We start from the raw sequence: 18,394 nt of genomic DNA on the forward strand, positions 1-18,394 counted from the left end.
CACGGCCGGCGCCGGCGAATTGGCGGCGCTGCCTTCGCTGGCCTGCAGGCCCACCGCCAGCGCGGCCGCGACCACCAGGCCGGCGAGGCGCAGCACGATGCCGCGGGGGTGCGGAGCCTGCGCGTTCATCGCTGCCGCCTCGCGCCGACGTCCACGCGCGCGGCCTCGCGCACCTGCACCTCCACCGCGCGGCGGTCGTCCTGTTCATCGAGGAACCAGGGCAGGGGCAGGTTGTCGGGCACGACCTCGATGGTGTGCGCGCCCACCGCCACGCGCGGGAATTCGAAATTGCCCTGGCTGTCGGTGCGCACCGAGTAGCGGCCGTCGAGCAGCACCGTGACGTTGCTCGCGGGCAGTTCGGAAGCGGCGCGTTCGCCGTCGCCGTTTTCGTCCAGGAAAACGCTGCCCGCGATGCTTCCGAAGGCCGAGCCCGGCGCGCCGCCAAGCACGCCGGCGCTGGTGCCGGCCTCGCGCTCGTAACGCAGGCTCAGGAACACCGCGCGGTCGCGCGGCAGCGCCACGAAGGGCTGTTCGGTGGCCAGCGGGTCGATGATGAAGGGCGAACGGCGCGTGCCCTGGTTTTCGTAGATCGTGGCCACCAGCCACCAGCGGTTGGCGACGCGCCAGGCCAGGTTGAGGTTGAGGTCGGTGCCGCGGAAGTCGTCGCCGCCGCTGCTGCGGTTCCAGCGCGCGGTGCCGTCGATGGTCAGGCGGCTGCCGATGTCGAAGCCGCCGTAGGCCGACAGCGTGGCGACGCCGGTGGCCGGCAGGCCGTCGTAGGCGAGCTCGCCGTAGGCCGCGCTCAGCGACAGGCGCTGGCCGCGGCGCATGGGCAAGGCCTGGTCGAGCGTGACGCGCCAGCTGTCGTCGCCCTGGTCGCCGCCGCGGCTGCTGGTGTGTTCCAGTTGGAGCCGGCTCACCCCCCAGCGGCCGGCGCGATCCATGAACCACTGCCCGGACAGGGTTTCACTGGAGCCGGAACGGCGCACGGCCAGGTTGCCGCCGTAAGCGGTGGATGCGGTGGCCTGGTAGCGCGCGTAACCGGTGCCGTACCAGCCGTCGAAGCTGTTGCCGGAAATGCTGGTGATGCGGTCGACGCCTGCGCTCCAGTTCCAGCGGGCATGCTGGTACGCGGCGCGGTAGTACGCGCCGCGGCTGTCGTTGGCGATCGGCTGGGCACCCCAGGCCAGGGCCGGTTCGAGGTTGAACACGCCGTAGCGGTGGGTGAACCGGCCCTGTTGCCACCGGGCGTCGGCCCAGGCGCCCCAGGCGCCGCCGAGGTCGCCGTCGCTGGACTGCAGGTTGAAGTTCACCGCGTGTTTGCCCACGTCCCAGCCGGTGGCGAAATGCACGGCTTCGGTGCGCCCGTCCTGGTAGAACGTGCCGCCCAGGTCGTCGGGCAGGAGGCGGCCGTCGGTGGCGAGCGCGGACACCGCGCCGCGCCAGTGCCGCGACCACTTCCACTGTGCGCCCAGCGTGCCGACGTTGCCGTCGGCCAGGTCGAAGCCGACCACGCGGGCTCCCTCGAACACGCCGGCGCGGCCCAGCGCCGCCTGCAGCTGCAGGCCGCGTTCGGACTGCCGCCATTCGGTGCTGGCGCCAGCAAAGGGCACGCTGGGCAGGAAGAAGCGGAACTGCTCGCGCAACAGGTCGGGCGCCGGGGTGTTCAGCACGCCCAGGCCATTGTTGCCGCGCCAGCCGCCGCCCATGAACAGGCCGCGCTGCCACAGGGTGGCGATGCCGCCGATGGCGCCCTCGCCCTCGGCATTGCGGTTGGAATGGATCAGCGAGGCGTCGAGCGAGAGGTTGCCGTAGGCCTCGGTTTCCCGGAAGCCGCTGAAGGTGATGCCGCCTTCGTTGAAGGTTTCGTCGCCGCGCTCGGTGCGGCTGAGCAGGGCCTCGAGCCGGAACGAGCGCGGCAGGCCGGTGGCGTCGAAGCCCTCGCTCTCGTCCGGCGGCAGGGGCGCCAGCTGGTCCGGCGCGATGACCTGGTCCTGCCAGGCCTCTTCTTCCTCGCCGGTCACCGGGTCCTGGGCGGCCAGCGCCGCGCACGGGGCGAACAGCAGCGCCGCGGCGATGCTGGCGGCCAGTCGCCGGTGGGGAGGAGCGGCCGCCACGATCAGCGCCCCGCCGCGACGTCGACGTCGAGGCGCTGGGTGCGCCAGTCCAGGCGACCCTTGAGCTGGATCGGGAAGGCGATCCGGACCGGCTCGCCCTCGTTGACGATGGGGTAGAGCGCGATGTCGCGGTCAAGCCCGGGCATCACGGGCGCGCTGGTCGGGGCCAGCGTCCAGCGCTTGCCCTCGGCATCGACGCCGTCCACGAAGCCGTCGAGGCGGCCGTGGGCATTGCCCTCGTTGTGCACGCGCAGGTAGGGCACGTCCACGCCGTTGAGTTCGGTGACGCCGCTGCCGGCCAGGCGCAGGCGCGCCGCGCCCTTGCCGATGTCCAGGTAGACGATGATGCCGATGCGGCCCGCGACCGGAAGCACCATGCCCGGCACCGGCGTCGGTTCGCCCTCGAACATGATGGCGAACCGGCACTGGCCGTCCGGCGCGTCGGCAGGCACGCGCACTTCGAAGCGGAAGCGCTTCCGGCCATTGGCCGGGACCTCGATTTCGGTCGCTTCGAGCGCAGTCCACGGACGGCAGCTGCCGGGCGCGAGCGCGGACGAGAACTGCGCCGTGCCCTTTTCGTCCAGCACCCAGTCGGCCGTGCTCACCTTCATCCGGGAAGCCACCGGCGAGATGTTGGCGACTTCGATGACGTCCCGGAAAACGCCGCCCGGCTGCGCCCGGTCTTCGAAGCGCGGCGGCATGATCTGGGCCGAGAAGCCCTGCGCGAACGCGGCGGCCGGGGCCAGGAGCAGGAGGGCGAGCAGCCCCGCCGTCAGGCGCATCAGGTGCCCTCCGCTTCGATTTCGAAGGAGAACTCGAGCTGTTCCGGGCGGACCATCTGGTCGCCGTCGGCGCGCAGCAGCATCACGAAGGTGTCTTCGAGCATGTCGGTGGTGATCGGGCCGGAGAACACCAGCGTGCGCTCGCCGTCGCGCAGGGCGCCGGCCAGCAGCGCGCCGCGGGTGGTCCAGCTGGCGTGCACGCGGCCCTGCGGCTGCGGTGCCAGCACGTGGTAGATGCGGGCGTTGCGGCCGCGCCAGGGCGAGACGTCCAGGCGCACCAGCACGGTGACCTGGCCGACCAGGTCGTTGGAGCCGCCCGGGGCGAGGTCTTCCCACTTCATGCGCACCAGCGGGCTGAGCACCTGGCTGGCGCTGTCGTCGACGCGCTGGGCCTGCGCCATCGCCGGGAGCGGCGCGGCCAGCGCGGCCAGCAGCAGCACGAGGGCGGCCAGGCGGCTCATGGGGCGGTGAGGGTGTAGGTGACCCGGGCGGTATAGGTGCCGGCGCCGACGATCTGGCTGTTGGCGTAGCGGAAGCTCAGGCAGCTTTCGCGCCAGGTGTTGCGGAAGAAGTTGGACGCCAGCGTCTGCTGGCCGCCCTGGAACGTGCCGGCCGGCACCGGCTGGGTCGCGCCACCGTCGCCGTTGCCGCTGCTGGTCCAGCTGATTTCCGAGATGGGGATGGTGTCGCCGCTGGCATTGGTCAGCGTGGCCGGGGCGGTGACCGTCAGGCTCGCGTCGAGGCTGCCGCCCTGGGCGTTGCCCGGGCGGCGGAAGAAGCCGCCGACGTAAAGCTGGCCGGCATTGCAGAACTGGTAGCCGTCCCAGTCGCTGGTGGTGCGGCCGTTGGCCGCCATGGACAGCGAGGTGCCATTGCCCACCTGGGCAGCCGGCACCGAGACCGAGACGCGCGAGATGGCGCCGCCGGCGAGCGGCGTGCCGCCATTGGAATAGCGGCCCGCGAACCGGCCGTCGCCAACGCGCAGGTAGACCGCCCGGTCGCCGCTGTTGATGTTCACGATGTACGCGTGTGCCTCGCCGGCCCCGGCCAGGGCGGCCAACAGGAGCACGGCGGTGGTCGCGCGGACAGGGGTCATGGGCGGGCGTGCAGGGGGTGGGGGCGCGGGGCGGGCCGGAGCCAGCCCCGCGGAATCAACGCCAGGGCCCGGTTACGGGTTCGAGGCGGTGAAGGTCACCGAGCCGGTGTAGGTACCGGCGCCGACGATGTCGGTGTTGCTGTAGGCGAAGGTCCACGCGGCATTGCGGTTGACGACGCTGTTGCCGACGTTGGCGGTGATCGTCTCGGCGGCGCCGGTGGCGCTGTCCACGATCGCGGGCACGTCCAGGGCGGCGTCGTCGGACGAGGCGATGATCTCGGACCAGGAAATGCTGTCGGTGCCGTTGCTCAGCGGGCCGGTGGTGGTGGCGTCGAGGCTGATGTCGCCGACGTTGCCCAGCAGGGACACGCCGAGGGTGCCATTGGTGGTGGCGGCGACGTCGTTGCCGTCGCCCATGGTGTTGGCGTTGACGTCGAAGCTCACCAGGTCCTGGGTGGCGCCGGTGCTGCCGACCTGGAAGCGGATGAAGCGGGGAACGTTGATCTCGAAGTCCACGGCGGCGTTGGCGGCGATGGTGCCGTTGCCGGTGACGAAATCGGACTCGGCCAGGGCCGGGGTCATCGCGATCAGGCCGAGGGCCGCCACGCCGGTGAGGGCGAGGCCTCGGAAAGCACGGACGTTCTTCATGAGCAGGTTTCCTAAGGGGTTGTTTGCAGGGTGAAGCGACTGGATTGTTGGGTAGACATTCCGGGCCGGCTCACCGACCAGGGGCACGCAAACAGCGGGCAGGGAGTGAAATGCATGAACCGTGCCAACCGGGGCGTCCAGGTCCGTCCTGGCCGGGTGGAGGCCCGGAATTGCGGACCGCGTCACACTATGTGAAGGCCGGCTCGCACGCAATCCGGGGCGGGCACCGGCCGTCCGGCCGACGAACGGCAGCTATTCCGGGTCAGGCGGGAACGGTGTGCGGCAGGAATGTGACGCGGAGCGTCACTTTTCCGAGCGGCGGGTCACAGTTTTGGCCAAGGGCGGCCGCGGACGGCCCGGGCTTCAGCCCTTCCAGTGCTTGTGGCTGGGGTCCACCAGCATGTCCTGCAGGTCTTCCAGGCGCAGGCCGGCGGCCTCGCCGCCCTGGGGCGCGGGGCCTTCCAGGCGCACCTTCAGCGACAGGTCGGTGCGGGAGTCGGCGTTCTCCAGCGCTTCCTGGTAGGTGATCTCGCCGGCGGCATAGAGCTTGTACAGCGCCTGGTCGAAGGTCTGCATGCCCTGCTCGTTGCCCTGCTTCATGGCCTCGCGGATGGTGGCGATCTCGCCCTTCTCGATCAGGTCGGAGATGTAGGCGGAGGAGAGCAGCAGTTCGATCGCGGGCACCCGCTTGGTCTTCACGCCCTTGAGCAGGCGCTGGCCGATGACCGCCCTGAGGTTGAGCGAGAGGTCGATCAGGAGCTGGTGCCGGGCCGCCTCGGGGAAGAAGTTGATGATCCGGTCCAGGGTCTGGTTGGCGTTGTTGGCGTGCAGGGTGGCCAGGCACAGGTGGCCGGTCTCGGCGTAGGCGATGGCGGCCTGCATGGTCTCCCGGTCGCGGATCTCGCCGATCATGATCACGTCGGGCGCCTCGCGCATGGCGTTCTTGAGCGCGTTGGCGTAGCTCTGGGTGTCCAGGCCGATCTCGCGCTGGTCCACCACCGACATCTTGTGCGTGTGCACGTATTCGATGGGCTCCTCGACGGTGAGGATGTGGCCGGTGCGGTTTTCGTTGCGGTAGTCGATCATCGAGGCCAGGGTGGTGGACTTGCCCGAGCCGGTGGAGCCGACCACGAGCACCAGCCCGCGCGGCAGCATGATGATTTCCTTGAGGATCTGCGGCAGGTTCAGGCTTTCGATCGACGGGATCTTGTTGGTGATGAAGCGCACCGCCATGGCGATGTCGCCGCGCTGGCGGTAGACGTTCACGCGGAACCGGCCCAGGTCGCCGAGGGCGATGGCCAGGTTCATTTCCCAGTTCGCCTCGAAGTCCTTCATCTGCCGCTCGTTCATGATCGAGTAGGCCATGTTGCGGATTTCCTCCGCACCCAGCGCCTTCTCGCCGATGTGGCGGGTGAGGCCTTCGATCTTGATGCTCGGCGGCGCGCCCGCGCTCAGGAACAGGTCCGAGGCGTTCTTCTGCGCCATCAGGTTCAAAAATGCGGTCAGTTCCAAGTACGGCTCCCGGCTGGATCCCCTTGCCGCCGGACTATAGCGGAACGCCGCCCGGCTTCCTTCTTCACACCTCGAGCGAAGCCAGGTCGCCCTTGGCCTCGAGCCAGGCCTTGCGGTCGCCGGCCCGCTTCTTGGCCAGCAGCAGGTCCATCAGGGCGCGGGTCTGCTCGGGGTCGTCCACCGTCAGCTGCACCAGCCGGCGGGTGTCGGGGTGGATCGTGGACTCGCGCAGCTGCGAGGGGTTCATCTCGCCCAGGCCCTTGAAGCGGGTGACGCTGACCTGGCCGCGGATCTTCTCGCGCTCGATCTTGTCGAGCAGCAGGCGCTTTTCCTCTTCGTCCAGGGCGTAGAACACCTGCTTGCCCACGTCCACGCGGAACAGCGGCGGCATGGCCACGAACACGTGCCCGGCCCGCACCAGCGCCGGGAAGTGGCGCAGGAACAGGGCCGAGAGCAGGGTGGCGATGTGCAGGCCGTCGCTGTCGGCGTCGGCCAGGATCACCACCTTGCCGTAGCGCAGGCCGTCGATGGTTTCCACGCCCGGGTCGCAGCCGATGGCCACCGCCAGGTCGTGCACCTCGTTCGAGGCCAGCACGCCGCCGGATTCGACCTCCCAGGTGTTGAGGATCTTGCCGCGCAGCGGAAGGATGGCCTGGAACTCCTTGTCGCGGGCCTGCTTGGCGCTGCCGCCCGCCGAGTCGCCTTCCACCAGGAACAGCTCGGTGCGGCCCAGGTCCTGGCTGATGCAGTCGGCCAGCTTGCCGGGCAGGGCCGGGCCCTGGGTGATCTTCTTGCGGGTGACCTGCTTTTCGGTCTTCAGGCGCGCCGCGGCCCGGTCGATGGCCAGCTGGGCGATCTGCAGGCCGGTTTCCACGTGCTGGTTGAGCCACAGCGAAAAGGCGTCGTGCGCCGCGCCCTCGACGAAGGCGGCGGCCTGGCGCGAGCTCAGGCGTTCCTTGGTCTGGCCGCTGAACTGCGGGTCGGTCATCTTCAGGCTGAGCACGTAGCTCACCCGGTCCCAGACGTCCTCGGGCGCCAGCTTCACGCCGCGCGGCAGCAGGTTGCGGAAGTCGCAGAATTCGCGCAGCGCGTCGGTGAAGCCCGAGCGCAGGCCGTTGACGTGGGTGCCGCCCTGGGCCGTGGGGATGAGGTTGACGTAGCTTTCCTGCACCAGCTCGCCTTCCGGCACCCAGGCCACGGCCCAGTCGGCCACCTCGGTGTCCTTGGACAGGTGGCCGACGAACAGCTCGGCCGGCAGCAGCTCGCGGCCCACCAGTTCGCCGCGCAGGTAGTCGCGCAGGCCGTCCTGGTAGAACCACTCGTTGCGCTCGCCGCTGGCCTCGTCGAACAGCTTCACGGTCAGGCCGGGGCAGAGCACGGCCTTGGCGCGCAGCAGGTGGCGCAGGGCGCGCACGGCGATCCTGGGCGTGTCGAAGTACTTCGGGTCCGGCCAGAAGCGCAGGCGGGTGCCGGTGTTGCGCTTGCCCACGGTGCCCACCACCTCGAGCGGCGAGCTGCGGTCGCCGTCGCGGAACTCCATGCGGTGTTCCTGGCCCTCGCGGCGGATCAGCACCTCGACCTTCTTCGACAGCGCGTTCACCACGCTCACGCCCACGCCGTGCAGGCCGCCCGAGAAGGTGTAGTTCTTGCCGCTGAACTTGCCGCCGGCGTGCAGGCGCGTGAGGATGAGTTCGACGCCGGGGATCTTCTCCTCGGGGTGGATGTCCACCGGCATGCCGCGGCCGTCGTCGGCCACCTCGACGCTGCCGTCGGCGTAAAGCACCACCTCCACCGTCTTCGCGTGCCCGGCCAGGGCCTCGTCCACCGAGTTGTCGATCACCTCCTGCGCCAGGTGGTTGGGGCGGGTGGTGTCGGTGTACATGCCGGGCCGGCGCTTGACCGGGTCCAGGCCCGAGAGGACTTCGATGTCGGCGGCGTTGTAGCGGGTATTCATTCGGTTCCGGGGGCCTGCGGTTTCGGGGGTGTCGGCGGGTCGCCCAGAATGGCGGGCCGCCCCGGTTCCATCAAGCCCGGCGCGCCCGGGCGGCCCGGCGCCGCGCAAGTCATTGAAAAGGGGCGCTAATTCGCGTCCGGGCGGGCGAGCCGGTAGAATACGGTTTTCCAGCGCCCCCAAATCCCATGACTCGTCTCGTCTTTGTTACCGGTGGCGTGGTGTCCTCGCTTGGCAAGGGCATCGCCGCGGCTTCGCTGGCGGCCATCCTGGAGGCCCGCGGCCTGCGGGTGACCATGATGAAGCTCGACCCCTACATCAACGTCGACCCCGGCACCATGAGCCCGTTCCAGCACGGCGAGGTGTACGTCACCGACGACGGCGCCGAAACCGACCTCGACCTGGGCCACTACGAGCGCTTCCTGCGCGTCCGCCTGAGCCGCAAGAACTCGGTCACCACAGGCCGCATCTACGAAAACGTCATCCGCAAGGAGCGCCGCGGCGACTACCTGGGCGGCACCGTGCAGGTGATCCCGCACATCACCGACGAGATCAAGCGCTGCATCTTCGAGGCCACCGACGGCTTCGACGTGGGCCTGGTCGAGATCGGCGGCACGGTCGGCGACATCGAGTCGCTGCCGTTCCTGGAAGCCATCCGCCAGATCCGCACCGAGCGCGGCCCGGACCAGGCCATCTTCATGCACCTCACCCTGGTGCCGTACATCGCCGCCGCCGGCGAGCTCAAGACCAAGCCCACCCAGCATTCCGTGAAGGAACTGCGCTCGATCGGCATCCAGCCCGACATCCTGGTCTGCCGCAGCGAAAAGCCGCTGCCCGACGGCGAGCGCCGCAAGATCGCGCTGTTCACCAACGTGCCCGAGAAGGCCGTCATCAGCTGCGTGGACGTGGACAACATCTACAAGCTGCCGCTGTGGCTGCACAGCCAGGGTCTGGACGAGATCGCGGTCGAACGCCTGCGGCTCGAGGACAAGGCCCGCCCGGCCGACCTGTCCGAGTGGGAAGCGGTGGTCGACGCCGTCGAACACCCGGTGGACGAGGTCACCGTGGCCGTGGTGGGCAAGTACATCGACCACCAGGACGCCTACAAGTCGCTTTCCGAGGCGCTCAAGCACGGCGGCCTGCGCCAGCGCACCCGCGTGAAGCTCAAGTGGCTCGAGTCCGAGCAGGTCGAGAAGGACGGCACCGGCGTGCTGGCCGGCGTGGACGCCATCCTGGTGCCCGGCGGCTTCGGCGACCGCGGCTTCGAGGGCAAGGTGCTCACGGCCAGGCACGCGCGCGAGAAGGGCATCCCGTATTTCGGCATCTGCTATGGCATGCAGGCCGCGGTGGTCGATTACGCGCGCCACGTGGCCGGCCTGGCCGGCGCCAACAGCACCGAGAACGACCGCAACTGCGCCCACCCGGTCATCGGCCTGATCACCGAATGGCGCACGGCCACCGGCGAGATCGAGCGTCGCGACGAACACTCCGACCTCGGCGGCACCATGCGCCTGGGCCTGCAGGAGCAGCGCCTGAAGCCCGGCACGAAGTCGCGCGAGCTCTACGGCAAGGACGTGGTGGGCGAGCGCCACCGGCACCGCTACGAATTCAACAACCGCTACCGCACGCAGCTCGAGGACGCCGGCCTGGTCATCAGCGCCAAGTCCATGGACGACCTCCTGGTGGAGATGGTGGAGCTGCCGGGCCACCCGTGGTTCGTGGCCTGCCAGGCGCACCCGGAATTCCTGTCCACGCCGCGCGACGGCCACCCGCTGTTCACCGGCTTCATCCGCGCCGCCCGCGAGCACAAGGCCGGCGGGCGGCTCCTGAAGGAGGCCCAGGCCTGATGGATCTTTGCGGTTTCAAGGTGGGGCTCGACCAGCCCTTCTTCCTCATCGCCGGTCCCTGCGTCATCGAGTCGCTCGAGCTGCAGATGGAAACGGCCGGCCGCCTGAAGGAAATCACCGGCAAGCTCGGCATCCCCTTCATCTTCAAGTCCAGCTTCGACAAGGCCAACCGCACCTCGGGCACCAGCTTCCGCGGCCCGGGCCTGGAAGCCGGCCTGAAGGTGCTGGCCGAAGTGAAGCGCCAGCTCGGCGTGCCGGTGCTCACCGACGTGCACGAATACACCCCGATGGACGAAGTGGCCGCGGTGGTGGACGTGCTGCAGACGCCGGCCTTCCTGTGCCGCCAGACCGATTTCATCCAGCGCGTCGCCAGCGCCGGCAAGCCGGTGAACATCAAGAAGGGCCAGTTCCTCTCGCCCTGGGAAATGAAGCACGTCACCGACAAGGCGCGCGCCACCGGCAACACGCAGATCATGGCCTGCGAACGCGGCGTCAGCTTCGGCTACAACAACCTCGTTTCCGACATGCGCTCGCTGAGCGTGATGCGCGACACCGGCTGCCCGGTGGTGTTCGACGCCACCCACAGCGTGCAGCTGCCCGGCGGCGCCGGCGGCAAGAGCGGCGGCCAGCGCGAATTCGTGCCGGTGCTGTCGCGCGCGGCGGTGGCGGTGGGCATCAGCGGCCTGTTCATGGAAACCCACCCGGACCCGGACAAGGCCCTCAGCGACGGCCCCAACGCCTGGCCACTGCCGAAGATGGCCGCGCTGCTGGAAACGCTGGTCGAGCTCGACCGCGTGACCAAGAAGAACGGCTTCCTGGAGGCGCAGGCATGAACACCGTTGTCGCCGCGCCCCTCAAGCACTCCGGCCTGGGCATCGCCTCCACCGTGATCGCCGTGCTCGCCGGCCTCGCCCTGCTGGGCGTGTTCGGTTATGCCGGCGTCATCGGCATGCAGACGCCCGGCGGCCAGATCGCCGAAACCGACCCGCGTGCCGTGATGATCGGCGTCGGGCTGCTGGGCTGCGTCGGCCTTCTGCTTGTCGGCGCCATCCTCGGCCTGGCCGGGCTGTTCGTGGGCGAGCGCAGGCGCGCCTGGGCCTGGGCCGGCCTGGTGCTCAACCTGCTGCCGGTCCTCGCCGCCATCGCCCTGGTCGCCATCGGCCTGGCCTTGGCCGCCTGATCCCAAGACTTTCCTTCGAGACCCCGTTACCACCATGACCACGATCAGCCACGTCCACGCCCGCGAAATCCTCGACAGCCGCGGCAACCCCACGCTCGAAGCCGAAGTCACGCTGGCCAGCGGCCACGTGGGCCGCGCCGCCGTGCCGTCGGGCGCGTCCACCGGCACCAAGGAAGCGGTGGAGCTGCGCGACGGCGACAAGAGCCGCTACCTGGGCAAGGGCGTGCGCAAGGCGGTGGCCAACGTCAACACCACCATCGCCGAATCGCTCAAGGGCTTCGACGGCGCCGACCAGGCGGGCCTGGACCGGAAGCTGATCAACCTCGACGGCACCGAGAACAAGGGCCGCCTGGGCGCGAACGCGCTGCTGGGCGTGTCGCTGGCCAACGCCCACGCCGTGGCGGCCGCCAAGGGCCTGCCGCTGTGGGCGCACCTGGCCGCGGGCCGCGAGGCGGTGCTGCCGGTGCCGATGATGAACATCATCAACGGCGGCGCCCACGCCGACAACAACGTGGACATGCAGGAATTCATGGTGCTTCCGGTGGGCTTCGACAGCTTCGCCGAATCGCTGCGCGCGGGCACCGAGATCTTCCATTCGCTCAAGTCCGTGCTCAAGGGCAAGGGCCTGGGCACTGCCGTGGGCGACGAGGGCGGCTTCGCGCCGGACCTCAAGTCGAACGAGGAAGCCATCGAGGTCATCCTCGAGGCCATCGGCAAGGCCGGCTACAAGGCCGGCGAAGACGTGCTGCTGGGCCTGGACGTGGCCAGCTCGGAGTTCTTCGACAACGGCAAGTACAACCTGGTGGGCGAGGGCAAGCGCCTGTCGCCGGAACAGTTCGTCGATTTCCTGGCCGGCTGGAGCGCGCAGTACCCGATCATCACTATCGAGGACGGCATGGCCGAGCACGACTGGGCCGGCTGGAAGCTGCTCACCGAGCGCCTGTCGGGCAAGGTGCAGCTGGTGGGCGACGACCTGTTCGTCACCAACCCGAAGATCTTCAAGGACGGCATCGACCAGGGCGTGGCCAACGCCATCCTGATCAAGGTGAACCAGATCGGCACGCTCACCGAAACGCTGGAGGCCATTGCCATGGCCGACCGCGCGCGCTACGCGGCCGTCGTCTCGCATCGCTCGGGCGAGACCGAGGACACCACCATCGCCGACATCGCCGTGGCCACCACCGCCACCCAGATCAAGACCGGCTCGCTCTGCCGCAGCGACCGCGTGGCCAAGTACAACCAGCTGCTGCGCATCGAGGAAGCGCTGGGCGCCAAGGCGCGCTACGCCGGCCGCGACGCCTTCACCAGCCTCAAGCGCTGAGCCTGGCCCTTGCGCCGCTGGTGGCTCTACGCTTTGCTGCTGCTGGCCTTCGCGGGCCTGCAGGCGAAGCTTTGGTGGGGCGACGGCGGCATGCGCGAGGCGCGCCAGCTGGAAGTGCGGGTCGAGGACCAGCGGCGCGAGAACGCCCGGCTGCAGCAGCGCAATGACGCGCTGTCGGCCGAGGTCGAGGACCTGAAGTCGGGCGAGGCGGCGGTCGAGGACCGCGCGCGCAGCGAGCTGGGCATGATCAAGCCGGGCGAAACCTTCTACCGCGTGGTGGAGCCCACCGCGCCCGACGGCGCGCCGCCCACCGTGTCGGTGCCGCCGGTCGAGCCGGAGCCCCGGCCGTGACCTGGGCGGTGGTGCCCGCCGCCGGCCGCGGCACGCGCTTCGGCGCCGAAACCCCCAAGCAGTACCTGATGCTGGCCGGCCGCCCGGTCATCGAACACAGCCTGCGCGCCGTGCTCGACCACGACGACGTGGACGGCGTGGTGGTGGCGCTGGCCGCCGACGACCATGACTGGCCGGGCTGGCGCGACATCGGCGGCAAGCCGGTGATCACCTGCATCGGCGGCGGCGAACGCGCCGATTCGGTGCTGGCGGGCCTGCAGGCGCTGCCGGCCTCCGTCAGCGACGACCAGTGGGTTCTGGTGCACGACGCCGCGCGCCCCTGCCTGCGCCGCCAGGACCTGGCGCGCCTGATGGCGGTGGGGCAGGGCGACCCGGTGGGCGCGCTGCTGGCCGCGCCGGTGCGCGACACGCTCAAGCGCGCCGACCAGGCCGGCCGCAGCGCCGCCACCGAGCCGCGCGAATGGCTGTGGCGCGCGCTCACGCCGCAGCTGTTCCGCCGCGGCGGCCTCACCCGCGCCCTGCTGGCCGCGCTCGGCGCTGGCCTCAAGGTCACCGACGAAGCCATGGCCATGGAGCGCATCGGCCTCAAGCCTTGCCTGGTTGAAGGCAGCGAAGACAACCTGAAGATCACCACGCCCGCGGACCTCGCGCTGGCCGAGTTCCTCCTGGCGCGTGGCGGTTGAGAAGCCCTATCCGTGGCAGGAACAAAAACATGACTGACATCCGCATCGGCCAGGGTTACGACGTCCACGCGTTCGGCGAGGGCGACCACGTGGTGCTCGGCGGCGTGCGCGTGCCGCACGAGCGCGGGGTGCTGGCGCATTCGGACGGCGACGTGGTGATCCACGCGCTCTGCGACGCCCTGCTGGGCGCGCTGGCGCTGGGCGACATCGGCGTGCATTTCCCGCCTTCCGACGAGCGCTGGAAGGACTGCGACAGCCGCGTGTTCCTGCGCCACTGCCGCCAGCTGCTGGCCGAACGCGGCTGGCGCGTGGGCAATGCCGACGTCACCGTGGTCTGCGAACGGCCCAAGGTGGCCGCGCACGCGCCGGCGATGCGGGCCAACCTGGCGGCCGACCTGGGCGTTGCCGTCGACGCCGTCAGCGTCAAGGCCACCACTTCGGAGAAGCTCGGATTCACCGGCCGCGGCGAGGGCCTGGCGGCCCTGGCCGTGGCGCTGCTGGTGCGCGCGTGAGCACGCTGCCGGGTGGCTTCGGCGCCCCGGTGCTGTCGGCGCTCTACCGCGCCGCGCCCGAGGATTTCGTGGTCGAGGAGATCCCGGGCTTCGAACCCACGGGGCAGGGCGAACACCTGCTGCTCACCGTGGAAAAGCGCGGCGCCAACACCGCGCACATCGCCAAGCGCCTGGCGCGCTGGGCCGGCATCCCCGAGATGGGCGTCGGTTACGCCGGCCTGAAGGACCGCCATGCCGTCACCCGCCAGCGGTTTTCCGTGCACCTGCCCAAACGCGTCGCGCCCGACCTGGCCGCGCTGCAGGACGATGAACTGAAGGTGCTCGACAGCGCCTGGCACAACCGCAAGCTGCCGCGCGGCGCGCTCAAGGGCAACCGCTTCGCGCTGGTGCTGCGCGAGGTGGCCGGCGACGCCGGCGCCATCGACCAGCGCCTGGCCGCGATCGCCGCCGGCGGCCTGCCGAACTATTTCGGCGTGCAGCGTTTCGGCCGCGAGGGCGACAACGTCGACGCTGCCCGCCGCATGTTCGCCGGCCAGCGCGTGCATCGCGACCAGCGTTCGATCTACCTTTCGGCCGCGCGCTCGGAGATGTTCAACGCGGTGCTGGCTGCGCGCATCGCCGCCGGCGACTGGGCCAGCGGTCGCGAGGGCGAGGTCTGGATGCTCGACGGCACCCAGAGCGTGTTCGGCCCCGAGCCGGCCACCGAGGAGCTGGCCGCGCGCGCCGCCCGCATGGACATCCATCCCACCGGCCCGCTCTGGGGCATCGGTGAACTGCGCTGCACCGGTGCCACCCGCGAATTGGAACTGGCGGCGCTGGAGCCCTTCGCCGACCTGCGCGCCGGGCTGGAAGCCGCCGGCCTGAAGCAGGAGCGCCGCGCCCTGCGCGTGCGGGTGCAGGACCTGGCCTGGCAGTGGCCGGCGCCGGACGTGCTGGCGCTGGCGTTCACCCTGCCGCCGGGCGCCTACGCCACCGGCCTGCTGGCCGAACTGGGCGAGGTACGGGAGGCCGGCCGGGCCGGCTGAGGCGGCACTTGCACCGGGCAGGGGCAGGCGTAATCTGGCGCTGCGGTTTTCCTACCTAGGAGGTCGCCATGGTTACCGCCCGCAAGTGCCTGTTCCTTGCCACCGCGTCCCTGTCCCTGCTGCTGCCCGCTTGTGCCAGCACCGACTCCGCCGGCCTCGCCGGCAGCAAGGCCACCATCGACACCGACATCGCCTACGTGCTCGCGGTCGAGCAGAAGGCCAAGCCGGCCGGCGTGCGCGTGGTCTGGGTGCACCCGCCCAAGCAGCGCACCGACGACTGAAGCTCAGCCGGTGCCGGGAAGCTGCTCGCCCGGGCGTTTCCGGGCCAGCAGCACCAGCACCGCGCCGGTGCCACCCATCGCTTCCGGCGCGGAGGCGAAGGCCAGTACGTCCGCGCGCTGGCGCAGCATCCGGTCCACGAGCGCCTTGAGCACCGAGCCGCCGGCGGCGGCCCGGAGCCCCTTGCCGTGGATGATGCGCACGCAGGCGTGGCCGCCCAGGCGCGATTCGGCCAGGAACTCGCGCAGCCAGCGTTCGGCTTCGGGGGCGCGCATCTGGTGCAGGTCGAGTTCGCCGCCGACGCTGTACTGGCCGCGCTTGAGGGCCTTGAGCACCTTTTCCGGCACTTCGTCGCGGCGGTAGGCCAGGGCTTCGGCCGCCTCGATGGTGGCTTCGAACCAGCCGGCGCCACGCGACTGCGCCAGCGCCTCGGCCTCGTCGAGCGCACGCATGCGTGGCACCGGGGCGGGGCGGGGCTTTTCCGGCGCGGGGGGTGGCGGGTCCAGCGGGCGCACTTCGCCGATCGCCTCCCGGAAAAGGGCGGCGTCGTCCTCGCTGACGACCGGAACCGGGGGCTTGCGCTTGGCCATGCGCGAAAGACTAACCCGGGACGGGTGATGCCGCGGTGGGCGCATCCGTTATCATGGGGTTCTTCCCGCAGGACCCCCGATGCGCGTACTGGTGAGCAATGACGATGGCGTGGAAGCCCCCGGCATCCGCGTCCTGGCCGAGGGGCTGCGCGCCGCCGGCCACGAGGTGACGGTGGTGGCGCCCGACCGCGACCGCTCCGGCGCCAGCAATTCCCTCACGCTGGACCGCCCGATCCGCGTCAAGCCGGTGGGCGAGCGCACCTGGCGCGTGTCCGGCACGCCCACCGACTGCGTGCACCTGGCGCTGACCGGCCTGCTCGAGCGCGACCCCGACATCGTGGTGTCCGGCATCAACAGCGCCGCCAACCTGGGCGACGACGTCATCTACTCGGGCACGGTCGCCGCGGCGATGGAAGGGCGCTTCCTGGGCCTGCCCGCCATTGCGATGTCGCTGGTCACCGACGAGAACTCCGGCCGCCACTACGACACCGCCGCCCGCGCCGCGCTGGAAATCACCGCGCGCCTGCTGGTCGACCCGCTGCCGGCCGACACCATCCTCAACGTCAACGTGCCCGACCTGCCCTGGGCCGAACTGCGCGGCTACGAGGTGACCCGCCTGGGCCACCGCCACCGCGCCGAGCCCTGCATCGAGCAGGTCGACCCGCGCGGCCGCCCCATGTGGTGGATCGGCCCCGCCGGCCCCGAGCAGGACGCCGGCCCCGGCACCGATTTCCACGCCATCCGCACCGGCCATATCTCCATCACGCCCATCCACGTCGACCTCACGCGCTACCAGGCGCTGGAGAAGGTGGCCAGCTGGGTGGGCGGCCTGCGCGAAGGGATGACGCGCCCCGCATGATGCCCCGTTACCTCACCCAGCCCGAGGCGAAAGGCCTGGGCATGACCTCGCAGCGGGCCCGCGACCGCATGATCGAACGCCTGCGCGGCGAAGGCGGCATCGCCGACGAACGCGTGCTCACCGCCATGCGCACCGTGCCGCGGCACCTGTTCATCGACGAGGCGCTGGCCAGCCGCGCCTACGAGGACACCGCGCTGCCCATCGGCAACGGCCAGACCATCTCCCAGCCCTGGGTGGTGGCGCGCATGACCGAGGCGCTGGTCGAACACGGCATGCCCGGCCGCGTGCTGGAAGTGGGCACCGGCTCGGGCTACCAGGCCTCGGTGCTGGCCACCCTGGGCCTGGAAACCTACAGCGTCGAGCGCATCGAGGAACTGCTGCGCATCGCCCGCCGCCGCTTCCGCCACCAGGGCCTGAACGTGCGCACCCGCCACGACGACGGCCGCGCCGGCTGGCCGGAATACGCCCCCTTCGACGGCATCATCGTCACCGCCGGCGCCGCGGCGATGGAGCAGGCCCTGCTCGACCAGCTTGCGGAAGGCGGCACCCTGGTGGCGCCCATCGGCGGCCCCTCGGGCCAGCGCCTGCTGCGCCTGCGCCGCATCGGCGGCGAGCTGGTGCAGGAAGACCTGGGTGCCGTCGTGTTCGTGCCACTCCTGCCCGGGACCCTCTGAATGAAGCTGTTCGGACCGCTGTACGACCGCTGCCGCACGCTCGCCGCCCACCCGCACGCCCCGTGGTACTTGGGCGTGATCAGCACCATCGAGTCCATCTTCTTCCCGGTGCCGCCCGACGTGATGCTGGCGCCGATGGCGCTGGCCCGCCCCCGGGCCTGGTGGCGCTACGCGCTGCTGACCACGCTCACCTCGGTGCTGGGCGGGCTGATCGGCTACGCGCTTGGCTATTTCGCCATCGAGGCGGTGATGCCCTGGATCGAGCGGGCCGGCCATGCCGGCACCTATGCCAGCGTCCAGGACCAGTTCGTGAAGTACGGCGTGTGGATCATGTTCGTGGCTGCGTTCACGCCGATTCCGTTCAAGGTGTTCACCGTCGCCGGCGGCGCCGCGGCGATGCCGCTGCTGCCGTTCGCGCTGGCGTCGCTGGTGGGGCGTGGCATGCGCTTCTTCCTGGTGGCCGGCCTGATCGCCTGGGGCGGGCCGCGCATCGAACCGCATCTTCGCCGCTACATCGAGGTGCTGGGCTGGGTGGTGGCGGTGGCCATCCTCGGCGTCATCGCCTGGCTGCAGTGGGGCCCATGAACCACCGCCTTGCCCGCCTCGTCGTCGCGATCCTGGTGCTGGCCCTGCTGGCGGCCTGCGGGCAGTCGCGCGTCGTGCGCCGCGAAGGCTCGCGGCCGGCGCCGGCGCGTCCTGCCGCGGCTTCGGTGCCGCGCGACGGCAGCTACGAAGTCCGCCGCGGCGACACGCTCTATGGCATCGCCTTCCGGCATGGCCTCGATTACCGGGAAGTGGCGGAGTGGAACCGCATCCCGCCGCCGTACACCATCTACCCGGGCCAGCGCCTGAGGCTGCGTGGCGCCACGTCGTCGCGCGGGCCGGTGCAGGCCACGGCCCCCGCGCCGGCGCGTTCGGTGACCGGCATGCCGCCGCCGCGCAGCGGCACCACCGGCACGGTGTCCAA

21 protein-coding genes are annotated in these 18,394 nt (G+C 70.6%); 13 read left to right on the plus strand and 8 right to left on the minus strand.

Annotated elements, in window-relative coordinates:
* Positions 1-125: 125 nt before the first annotated feature.
* From N790_RS13135 to parE, 7 genes are all read right to left on the minus strand, one after another.
* Positions 126-2,117: a carboxypeptidase-like regulatory domain-containing protein gene (locus N790_RS13135; protein ID WP_043804909.1), complete on the minus strand. Its 1,992-nt coding sequence runs from the start codon at positions 2,115-2,117 to the stop codon at positions 126-128.
* 2 nt (positions 2,118-2,119) lie between these two features.
* Entirely contained in the window at positions 2,120-2,899 is a 780-nt protein-coding gene (locus N790_RS13140; RefSeq protein WP_043804911.1) for a hypothetical protein, read from the minus strand.
* Positions 2,899-3,360 (minus strand): hypothetical protein, encoded by a 462-nt coding sequence (locus N790_RS13145; protein WP_043804913.1) that lies wholly within the window; start codon positions 3,358-3,360, stop codon positions 2,899-2,901. The genes N790_RS13140 and N790_RS13145 overlap by 1 nt, the downstream gene beginning before the upstream one ends.
* A complete protein-coding gene (locus tag N790_RS13150) occupies positions 3,357-3,995 on the minus strand; it encodes a hypothetical protein (protein ID WP_156970089.1) in 639 nt (212 codons plus the stop codon). The genes N790_RS13145 and N790_RS13150 overlap by 4 nt, the downstream gene beginning before the upstream one ends.
* 72 nt (positions 3,996-4,067) lie before the next feature.
* Complete coding sequence (locus N790_RS15375) at positions 4,068-4,643, minus strand: hypothetical protein (RefSeq protein ID WP_052385951.1); 576 nt, start codon at positions 4,641-4,643, stop codon at positions 4,068-4,070.
* Between the two features lie 363 nt (positions 4,644-5,006).
* On the minus strand, positions 5,007-6,155 hold the full coding sequence (locus N790_RS13160) for a PilT/PilU family type 4a pilus ATPase (protein ID WP_043804917.1): 1,149 nt from the start codon (positions 6,153-6,155) through the stop codon (positions 5,007-5,009).
* Between the two features lie 64 nt (positions 6,156-6,219).
* Positions 6,220-8,109, minus strand: a complete 1,890-nt coding sequence (gene parE / locus N790_RS13165) for a DNA topoisomerase IV subunit B (RefSeq protein WP_043804919.1) — start codon at positions 8,107-8,109, stop codon at positions 6,220-6,222.
* Positions 8,110-8,294: 185 nt separating this feature from the next.
* On the opposite strand from parE, the gene N790_RS13170 reads away from it, so the two are divergent.
* The 9 genes from N790_RS13170 to N790_RS13210 all read left to right on the plus strand — a co-directional run bounded on the left by N790_RS13170 (position 8,295) and on the right by N790_RS13210 (position 15,306).
* Entirely contained in the window at positions 8,295-9,953 is a 1,659-nt protein-coding gene (locus N790_RS13170; RefSeq protein WP_043804921.1) for a CTP synthase, read from the plus strand.
* Entirely contained in the window at positions 9,953-10,786 is an 834-nt protein-coding gene (gene kdsA / locus N790_RS13175) for a 3-deoxy-8-phosphooctulonate synthase (protein WP_043804922.1), read from the plus strand. Before N790_RS13170 ends, kdsA begins: the two co-directional genes overlap by 1 nt.
* On the plus strand, positions 10,783-11,133 hold the full coding sequence (locus N790_RS13180; protein WP_052385952.1) for a hypothetical protein: 351 nt from the start codon (positions 10,783-10,785) through the stop codon (positions 11,131-11,133). Before kdsA ends, N790_RS13180 begins: the two co-directional genes overlap by 4 nt.
* Before the next feature lie 34 nt (positions 11,134-11,167).
* A complete protein-coding gene (gene eno, locus N790_RS13185) occupies positions 11,168-12,454 on the plus strand; it encodes a phosphopyruvate hydratase (protein WP_043804924.1) in 1,287 nt (428 codons plus the stop codon).
* Positions 12,455-12,463: 9 nt separating this feature from the next.
* Positions 12,464-12,805 carry a cell division protein FtsB gene (gene ftsB / locus N790_RS13190; RefSeq protein WP_043804926.1) on the plus strand — a complete coding sequence of 114 codons (342 nt, stop codon included), beginning with the start codon at positions 12,464-12,466 and terminating at the stop codon, positions 12,803-12,805.
* A complete protein-coding gene (gene ispD / locus N790_RS13195; protein ID WP_043804927.1) occupies positions 12,802-13,488 on the plus strand; it encodes a 2-C-methyl-D-erythritol 4-phosphate cytidylyltransferase in 687 nt (228 codons plus the stop codon). Before ftsB ends, ispD begins: the two co-directional genes overlap by 4 nt.
* Positions 13,489-13,517: 29 nt before the next feature.
* Positions 13,518-14,000 carry a 2-C-methyl-D-erythritol 2,4-cyclodiphosphate synthase gene (gene ispF, locus N790_RS13200; protein ID WP_043804928.1) on the plus strand — a complete coding sequence of 161 codons (483 nt, stop codon included), beginning with the start codon at positions 13,518-13,520 and terminating at the stop codon, positions 13,998-14,000.
* Positions 13,997-15,025: a tRNA pseudouridine(13) synthase TruD gene (gene truD / locus N790_RS13205; RefSeq protein ID WP_043804929.1), complete on the plus strand. Its 1,029-nt coding sequence runs from the start codon at positions 13,997-13,999 to the stop codon at positions 15,023-15,025. Before ispF ends, truD begins: the two co-directional genes overlap by 4 nt.
* A gap of 68 nt (positions 15,026-15,093) precedes the next feature.
* A complete protein-coding gene (locus N790_RS13210; RefSeq protein WP_043804930.1) occupies positions 15,094-15,306 on the plus strand; it encodes a hypothetical protein in 213 nt (70 codons plus the stop codon).
* A gap of 3 nt (positions 15,307-15,309) precedes the next feature.
* On the opposite strand, the gene N790_RS13215 is transcribed toward N790_RS13210, so the two are convergent.
* Positions 15,310-15,894, minus strand: coding sequence for a Smr/MutS family protein (locus N790_RS13215; RefSeq protein ID WP_043804931.1), 585 nt, complete (start codon positions 15,892-15,894; stop codon positions 15,310-15,312).
* Positions 15,895-15,973: 79 nt separating this feature from the next.
* On the opposite strand from N790_RS13215, the gene surE reads away from it, so the two are divergent.
* From surE to N790_RS13235, 4 genes are all read left to right on the plus strand, one after another.
* Positions 15,974-16,753, plus strand: a complete 780-nt coding sequence (gene surE / locus N790_RS13220; protein WP_043804933.1) for a 5'/3'-nucleotidase SurE — start codon at positions 15,974-15,976, stop codon at positions 16,751-16,753.
* A complete protein-coding gene (locus tag N790_RS13225; RefSeq protein WP_043804934.1) occupies positions 16,750-17,427 on the plus strand; it encodes a protein-L-isoaspartate(D-aspartate) O-methyltransferase in 678 nt (225 codons plus the stop codon). The genes surE and N790_RS13225 overlap by 4 nt, the downstream gene beginning before the upstream one ends.
* Entirely contained in the window at positions 17,428-18,012 is a 585-nt protein-coding gene (locus tag N790_RS13230; RefSeq protein ID WP_043804936.1) for a YqaA family protein, read from the plus strand.
* Positions 18,009-18,394, plus strand: a 386-nt coding sequence (locus N790_RS13235; RefSeq protein WP_156970090.1) for a LysM peptidoglycan-binding domain-containing protein, incomplete at its 3' end; no start/stop codon positions are given. The genes N790_RS13230 and N790_RS13235, both read left to right, overlap by 4 nt.

The organism is Arenimonas malthae CC-JY-1, from assembly GCF_000747075.1.
Lineage (GTDB): Bacteria > Pseudomonadota > Gammaproteobacteria > Xanthomonadales > Xanthomonadaceae > Arenimonas > Arenimonas malthae.

What these genes read in the sequence shown, in the direction of transcription:
- N790_RS13230 (WP_043804936.1), top strand. Translation starts at nt 17,428, where the DNA reads ATGAAGCTGTTCGGACCGCTGTACGACCGCTGCCGCACGCTCGCCGCC.
- ispF (WP_043804928.1), top strand. Translation starts at nt 13,518, where the DNA reads ATGACTGACATCCGCATCGGCCAGGGTTACGACGTCCACGCGTTCGGC.
- parE (WP_043804919.1), bottom strand. Translation starts at nt 8,109, where the DNA reads ATGAATACCCGCTACAACGCCGCCGACATCGAAGTCCTCTCGGGCCTG.
- N790_RS13150 (WP_156970089.1), bottom strand. Translation starts at nt 3,995, where the DNA reads ATGACCCCTGTCCGCGCGACCACCGCCGTGCTCCTGTTGGCCGCCCTG.
- eno (WP_043804924.1), top strand. Translation starts at nt 11,168, where the DNA reads ATGACCACGATCAGCCACGTCCACGCCCGCGAAATCCTCGACAGCCGC.
- surE (WP_043804933.1), top strand. Translation starts at nt 15,974, where the DNA reads ATGCGCGTACTGGTGAGCAATGACGATGGCGTGGAAGCCCCCGGCATC.
- N790_RS13225 (WP_043804934.1), top strand. Translation starts at nt 16,750, where the DNA reads ATGATGCCCCGTTACCTCACCCAGCCCGAGGCGAAAGGCCTGGGCATG.
- N790_RS13145 (WP_043804913.1), bottom strand. Translation starts at nt 3,360, where the DNA reads ATGAGCCGCCTGGCCGCCCTCGTGCTGCTGCTGGCCGCGCTGGCCGCG.
- N790_RS13180 (WP_052385952.1), top strand. Translation starts at nt 10,783, where the DNA reads ATGAACACCGTTGTCGCCGCGCCCCTCAAGCACTCCGGCCTGGGCATC.
- N790_RS13170 (WP_043804921.1), top strand. Translation starts at nt 8,295, where the DNA reads ATGACTCGTCTCGTCTTTGTTACCGGTGGCGTGGTGTCCTCGCTTGGC.
- N790_RS13140 (WP_043804911.1), bottom strand. Translation starts at nt 2,899, where the DNA reads ATGCGCCTGACGGCGGGGCTGCTCGCCCTCCTGCTCCTGGCCCCGGCC.
- kdsA (WP_043804922.1), top strand. Translation starts at nt 9,953, where the DNA reads ATGGATCTTTGCGGTTTCAAGGTGGGGCTCGACCAGCCCTTCTTCCTC.
- N790_RS13215 (WP_043804931.1), bottom strand. Translation starts at nt 15,894, where the DNA reads ATGGCCAAGCGCAAGCCCCCGGTTCCGGTCGTCAGCGAGGACGACGCC.
- N790_RS13210 (WP_043804930.1), top strand. Translation starts at nt 15,094, where the DNA reads ATGGTTACCGCCCGCAAGTGCCTGTTCCTTGCCACCGCGTCCCTGTCC.
- N790_RS15375 (WP_052385951.1), bottom strand. Translation starts at nt 4,643, where the DNA reads ATGAAGAACGTCCGTGCTTTCCGAGGCCTCGCCCTCACCGGCGTGGCG.